Genomic DNA, 5846 nt, shown 5'->3' with positions numbered 1-5846 from the left:
TCGGGGCATCTCTCCCGCCAGCGGGAGAGAATATCGGGAGCAAGCTGCAGGGCTGTGTCCGACACCCGGCCTTAGAGCAGGAGGCGAGTAGGGCGACCGCAGGACGCCGACACCGTCTCTCACACCGGCCGCACCAGAATGTGCTTCTTCTTGCCCACCGACAGCTTGGCAACGCCTTCCTGCGACAGCGCATCGGCGCCGACCGAGAGACGTTCGTCGGAGACGGCCTTGTCGTTCAGCTTCACCGCGCCGCCCTTGATATGGCGGCGGGCCTCGCCGTTGGAGCCGGCGAGACCGGCCTGGACCAGAAGCGTCAGAATGCCGATGCCGCTATCGAGTTCGGCCTTTGCCACCTCGATCGTCGGCAGGTTTTCGGCAAGCGCGCCTTCCTCGAAGGTCTTGCGCGCGGTCTCGGCGGCTTCCTCGGCGGCGGCGCGGCCATGGAGCATGGCCGTCACTTCGGTGGCGAGGATCTTCTTGACCTCGTTGATCTCCGATCCGCCAAGGGCGGCAAGCCGCGCGATCTCGTCCATCGGCAGCGTGGTGTAGAGCTTCAGGAAGCGGCCGACATCGGCATCCTCGGTGTTGCGCCAGTACTGCCAGAAATCATAGGCCGACAGCATGTCGGGGTTCAGCCAGATCGCGCCATTGGCCGACTTGCCCATCTTGGCGCCCGATGCCGTCGTCAGAAGCGGCGAGGTCAGCGCGTAGAGCTGCGGGCAGTCCATGCGGTGGCCAAGATCGATGCCGTTGACGATATTGCCCCACTGGTCCGAGCCGCCCATCTGCAACCGGCAGTCATAGCGCTTGCAAAGCTCCACGAAATCATAGGCCTGGAGGATCATGTAGTTGAATTCCAGGAAGGACAGCGACTGCTCGCGGTCGATGCGCATCTTGACGCTCTCGAAGGACAGCATCCGGTTGACCGAGAAATGGCGGCCGACATCGCGGAGGAATTCGAGATAGTTCAACCCGCGCAGCCATTCGCCATTGTTGATCATCAGCGCGGACTTATCGCCCGCGTCGTAATCCATGTAATTGGCGAAGACGCGCTGGATCGAGTTGATATTGTCCTCGATCATGTCGAGGGTCATCAGCTTGCGGGCCTCGTCCTTGAACGAGGGGTCGCCGACCATGCCGGTGCCGCCGCCCATCAGCGAGATCGGCCGGTGGCCGGTCTTCTGCAACCAGTGCAGCATCATGATCTGGATCAGCGAGCCGGCATGCAGCGACGGCGCTGTCGGATCGAAGCCGATATAAGCCGTTACCCGCTCCTTCGAAAGAAGGTCGTCAAGCCCGGTCTCATCGGAAATCTGATGAATGAAACCGCGCTCGGAGAGCGTGTGCAGGAATTCGGATTTGAACGTCGACATGGCTGATCTTTTCGTCGCTTGTATTCAGGTAGATTAGGGAACGGGCGCGCTTTAGCATGGTTTGCCGGTGCTTCCCACATCTTTTGCTGTCGCGGTCAGCTCCCGGCCTGGATATGACCTATTTCGACTGACGGATAATGGACTTGGCGTGATAGGCGGCGGCGAAGACGAGAAACACGAATGGCAGCCAGACTGGCAGCACCCCGCCGCCCACCACCGTTATCAGGCCGACGGCGTAGAGCGGCAGAAGCAGGATGACGCCGGTGACGACGCCGGGAGAATATTTGCGAAGCCGGATGACGCCGTAGACATGGAAGAGCGCGTTGACCGCCATTGCCGTGGAAAGCCCGAGAAAGATCGACGCGCCGCTGGGACTGTCGCCGTAGAACAGCCCAAGCGCGGCGATAAACATCACCGCCGTGTTGATGAAGACGAGGTAGCCAAACCGGATGCCGGTCGTTTTCGGCGGCACGAGTTCGCGATACCATTCGATGAAGCCGCCCGGAAAATAGAACTCTTCGGTCACGTGCAACATCAAGGCGATGGCCAGGAAGAGCGAGAGATGCGAGGGGCTGAGCAAGGGCGTTCTCCGCGATATGGTGGGATCAACGCCAGAATGGCCCGCTTGGCGCGATACGCAACAGCTATTTCGAAAGATGCGGGAAAGTCGAGCGAAGGATGCTGCGTGTGGCCTGGGTCTGGCGGCACCCAAAAAACTCAGGAGTTGAGGGGGCCTGTTATCGACGAACGGGCCGTAGCGCGGCTTTTCCCGCTGTCTTGACAGCCGGTTTTGGTCTATTGCCGGTCAATCGACATAAAATCGAGCGTCAGATCATGGCTTTTCAGATTCCCGATCTCGCCGTGACAGAAAGCGACCGGCTTTCGTTTTCCGTTTTCGCGCCGCAGGATGCACCTCGCCTTGCCGGTCTGCATTCGGACCCGGAAGGCGAGCGTTATCTGTTTCGTGACGGTATGCTGTGGAGCGAAGCCTATGCCGCATCCGAGATTGCCAAATGGCGTCGGACTTTTGCAGAGAGGGGCTACAGCAAGTTCAAGCTGACCCGGAAGTCGGATGGCGCGTTTCTCGGCCGTGCCGGCTTCGGTTTCGATGAAACCCACGGCGTTGCCGAGCTTGGCTATACGATCGCCCGCGCCGAATGGGGCAAGGGCTATGCCACGGAAGCAGCAGCACGTCTCGCTCGATGGTTTTTTGAAGAGGAGCTGGACGACCGCTTTATCGCCTTTGCCGTGCCGGAAAACGCGGCCTCGGTTGCGGTTCTGCGAAAAATCGGGATGCGCGAGATCGCGCCGCTTACCGTCAAGGGGATTGTCTGCGCCAGCTTCGAGATGGGCGTTGAGCGCGGATGAGACGCGAACGGCCGGGACAGGCCCGGCCGCTGCAAACAGGAATGATTTCCCTTTTACCTGATCCGCTTCGGCGCCGGTTCCGGCACCAGTTCGCCTTCAAGGCGGCGGTCGAGGTAGTCCTCGCATTCGGCGAGCAACTCGTCATTCTTGCCGGCAAAGAAGTGGTTGGCGCCGGCGAGCGTCTTCTGGGTGATCAGAATGCCCTTCTGGGTCTTCAGCTTTTCCACCAGGCCGTTGACATCGCGCGGCGGGGCCACCTTGTCGGCGTCGCCGTGGATGATCAGGCCGGAAGACGGGCAGGGGGCCAGGAACGAGAAGTCGTAGATGTTGGGCTGCGGGGCGATCGACATGAAGCCCTCGATTTCCGGACGGCGCATCAGAAGCTGCATGCCGATCCAGGAGCCGAAGGAATAGCCGGCGACCCAACAGGTCTTCGAATCGGGGTGCAGGCCCTGCACCCAGTCAAGTGCTGCCGCCGCATCCGACAATTCGCCCGAGCCGTGGTCGAATTCGCCCTGGCTGCGGCCGATGCCGCGGAAATTGAACCTGAGCGTCGTGAAGCCGCGCTTCTGGAACATGTAGAAGAGTTCGTAGACGATCGGATTGTTCATCGTGCCGCCGAAGCGGGGGTGGGGATGCAGCACGATCGCGATCGGCGCATTCTTCTCTGGGGACGGCTGGTAACGGCCTTCAAGGCGACCGGCCGGACCGTTGAAAATCACTTCGGGCATTTGCTCTCCGGAAATTTCGGCTCAAACATTCCAGCCGGCTTGCAGCGACCCGCTTGACTTGACTAATAGGGTCATCTTTTCTACAAACAGTTTAGAATTGTTCGAAAGAAAGAGGTCTTCTGTTCTGCGGTCCAAATAGGGCAAGCGGGCAGTCAATTTCAAGGAAAATGCGTTGCCGGACGCGAATGTCCGTGTAATCAGGGCCGACATGAGCACCAACCGGATCTATCTCGACTGGAATGCCACCGCGCCGCTTCTGCCCGAAGCGCGCGAGGCCGTGCTGGACGGTCTCGATCTTTGCGGCAATGCCTCGTCCGTTCACCGCGAGGGGCGGGCGGTACGCACCCGCATCGAGGCGGCCCGGCGTCAGGTGGCGGCGCTTGCCGGCGCGGACCCGGCCCATGTCACATTCCTCGCCGGTGCGACGGAAGCGGCAAACCTGGTGCTGACGCCGGATTTCCGCATGGGCCGCAGCCCGGTCGGGCTTGGCGCGCTTTATGTTTCCGGCATCGAGCACCCGGCGGTTTTCGAAGGCGGCCGCTTTCCCGCCGACAGGCGTCATGAAATTCCGGTCCTGCCGACAGGCGTCGTCGATCTCGATGCGCTGGACGCCATGCTTGCCGCCCATGACAAGGGCCTCGGCCTGCCGATGGTGGCGCTGATGCTGGTCAACAACGAGACCGGCATTATTCAGCCCGTCGCTAAGGCGGCCGAGATCGTGCACCGGCATGGCGGGCTTCTTGTGGTCGACGCGGTGCAGGCCGCGGGCCGTATCCCGGTTTCGATCGAGGCGCTGGACGCCGATTTTCTGATCCTGTCATCGCACAAGCTTGGCGGGCCGAAGGGTGTGGGCGCACTGATTGCGCGGGGCGAAACGCTGATGCCGGCCCCGCTGGTGCGTGGCGGCGGTCAGGAAAAGGGCCATCATTCCGGCACGGAAAACGTGCCGGGTATTCTCGGTTTCGCTGCGGCCGCTGCCTTCGCGGCGGAAGGCATCGAGGCTCGGAATACGCGAATCGCGGCGCTGCGCGACCGGCTGGAGGATGGCATGCGCGCCGCGTGCGCCGATGTCGAAATCTACGGCGCGGATTTGCCGAGGGTTGCCAATACCTCGTTCTTTACCCTGCCGGGGCTGAAGGCGGAAACCGGCCAGATCGCCTTTGATCTCGAGGGTATCGCTCTGTCAGCCGGCTCGGCCTGTTCCTCCGGCAAGGTCGGCGAAAGCCAGGTGCTGAAGGCGATGGGGCGCGATCCGCGCCTTGGCGGCCTGCGTATCTCGCTTGGCTGGGCGACCACGGATGAGGATATCGACGCGGCGATTTCGGCTTTCGGAAAAATCGCCGGAAGACGCAGGGCGGCCGGACAGGCGGCCTGAAAAATTGACGAATCGCAGGCCGCGCGGGGTGTAATTGCCGCGCAGTCTGATTAAATAGAGCGGTGAACCCGCTTGGGAATACCAACCGCCGGACCTTGAACCCGGTTATGAGTGGAGTGACAATATGGTTGCCGTAAAAGAGACCGTCGATCAGGTCGCCGAGATCGACGTCGATCAGTACAAATACGGTTTTGAGACGATGATCGAAGTGGACAAGGCGCCCAAGGGCCTGTCCGAGGACATCATCCGTTTCATCTCGCACAAGAAGAACGAGCCCGACTGGATGCTCGAATGGCGTCTGGAGGCCTATCGCCGCTGGCTCACCATGGAAGAGCCGAGCTGGGCGCGGGTGAACTACCCGAAGATCGATTTCAACGACATCTATTACTACGCCGCGCCGAAATCCTTCACCGGCCCGAAGACGCTGGACGAGGTCGATCCGGAACTGCTCAGGACCTATGAAAAGCTCGGCATTCCGCTGCAGGAGCAGGAAATCCTCGCGGGCGTCGAGGACAAACAGTACCAGCCGAAGAGCCGCGTTGCCGTCGATGCCGTGTTCGATTCGGTCTCCGTCGTCACCACCTTCAAGAAGGAACTCGCCAAAGCCGGCGTGATCTTCATGTCTATCTCGGAGGCGATCCGCGAATACCCGGAACTGGTTCAGAAATATCTGTTCTCGGTCGTGCCGCGCGGCGACAATTACTATGCCGCGCTGAACGCCGCCGTGTTCACCGATGGCTCCTTCGTCTACGTGCCCAAGGGCGTTCGCTGCCCGATGGAGCTGTCGACCTATTTCCGCATCAACGAGAAGAACACCGGCCAGTTCGAGCGCACGCTGATTATCGCCGAGGAAGGCTCGTATGTTTCATACCTCGAAGGCTGCACGGCCCCGCAGCGCGACGAGAACCAGCTTCACGCCGCCGTCGTCGAGCTGATCGCGATGGATGATGCTGAGATCAAGTATTCCACCGTCCAGAACTGGTTTCCGGGCGACAAGGA

General features: G+C 61.1%; 6 protein-coding genes. 3 read left to right on the top strand and 3 right to left on the bottom strand.

The features are described from left to right. Positions 1-119 precede the first annotated feature (119 nt). Together tyrS and B4E36_RS11260 are read right to left on the bottom strand one after the other, a co-directional pair. Complete coding sequence (gene tyrS, locus B4E36_RS11265) at positions 120-1373, bottom strand: tyrosine--tRNA ligase (protein WP_292056122.1); 1254 nt, start codon at positions 1371-1373, stop codon at positions 120-122. Between the two features lie 118 nt (positions 1374-1491). Next, a complete protein-coding gene (locus B4E36_RS11260) occupies positions 1492-1953 on the bottom strand; it encodes an HXXEE domain-containing protein (protein WP_292056124.1) in 462 nt (153 codons plus the stop codon). A gap of 98 nt (positions 1954-2051) precedes the next feature. Here B4E36_RS11260 and B4E36_RS11255 point away from each other — a divergent pair, with 98 nt between their 5' ends. After that, the gene (locus B4E36_RS11255; protein ID WP_292056126.1) at positions 2052-2741 is read left to right on the top strand and encodes a GNAT family N-acetyltransferase; all 690 of its coding nucleotides are present in this window, start codon (positions 2052-2054) and stop codon (positions 2739-2741) included. 53 nt (positions 2742-2794) lie between these two features. On the opposite strand, the gene B4E36_RS11250 is transcribed toward B4E36_RS11255, so the two are convergent. Further along, positions 2795-3472 (bottom strand): alpha/beta hydrolase, encoded by a 678-nt coding sequence (locus B4E36_RS11250; protein WP_292056128.1) that lies wholly within the window; start codon positions 3470-3472, stop codon positions 2795-2797. A 208-nt stretch (positions 3473-3680) separates the two neighbouring features. Here B4E36_RS11250 and B4E36_RS11245 point away from each other — a divergent pair, with 208 nt between their 5' ends. Together B4E36_RS11245 and sufB are read left to right on the top strand one after the other, a co-directional pair. Further along, entirely contained in the window at positions 3681-4847 is a 1167-nt protein-coding gene (locus B4E36_RS11245; protein ID WP_292056200.1) for a cysteine desulfurase family protein, read from the top strand. Between the two features lie 124 nt (positions 4848-4971). Further along, positions 4972-5846, top strand: an 875-nt coding sequence (gene sufB, locus B4E36_RS11240; RefSeq protein ID WP_345900354.1) for a Fe-S cluster assembly protein SufB, incomplete at its 3' end; no start/stop codon positions are given.

Origin of the sequence: Martelella sp. UBA3392 (assembly GCF_002358775.1) — a bacterium.
Lineage (GTDB): Bacteria > Pseudomonadota > Alphaproteobacteria > Rhizobiales > Rhizobiaceae > Martelella > Martelella mediterranea.
Note: the sequence above shows the minus strand (reverse complement) of the source record. Positions and strands in the feature narration are given on the sequence as shown.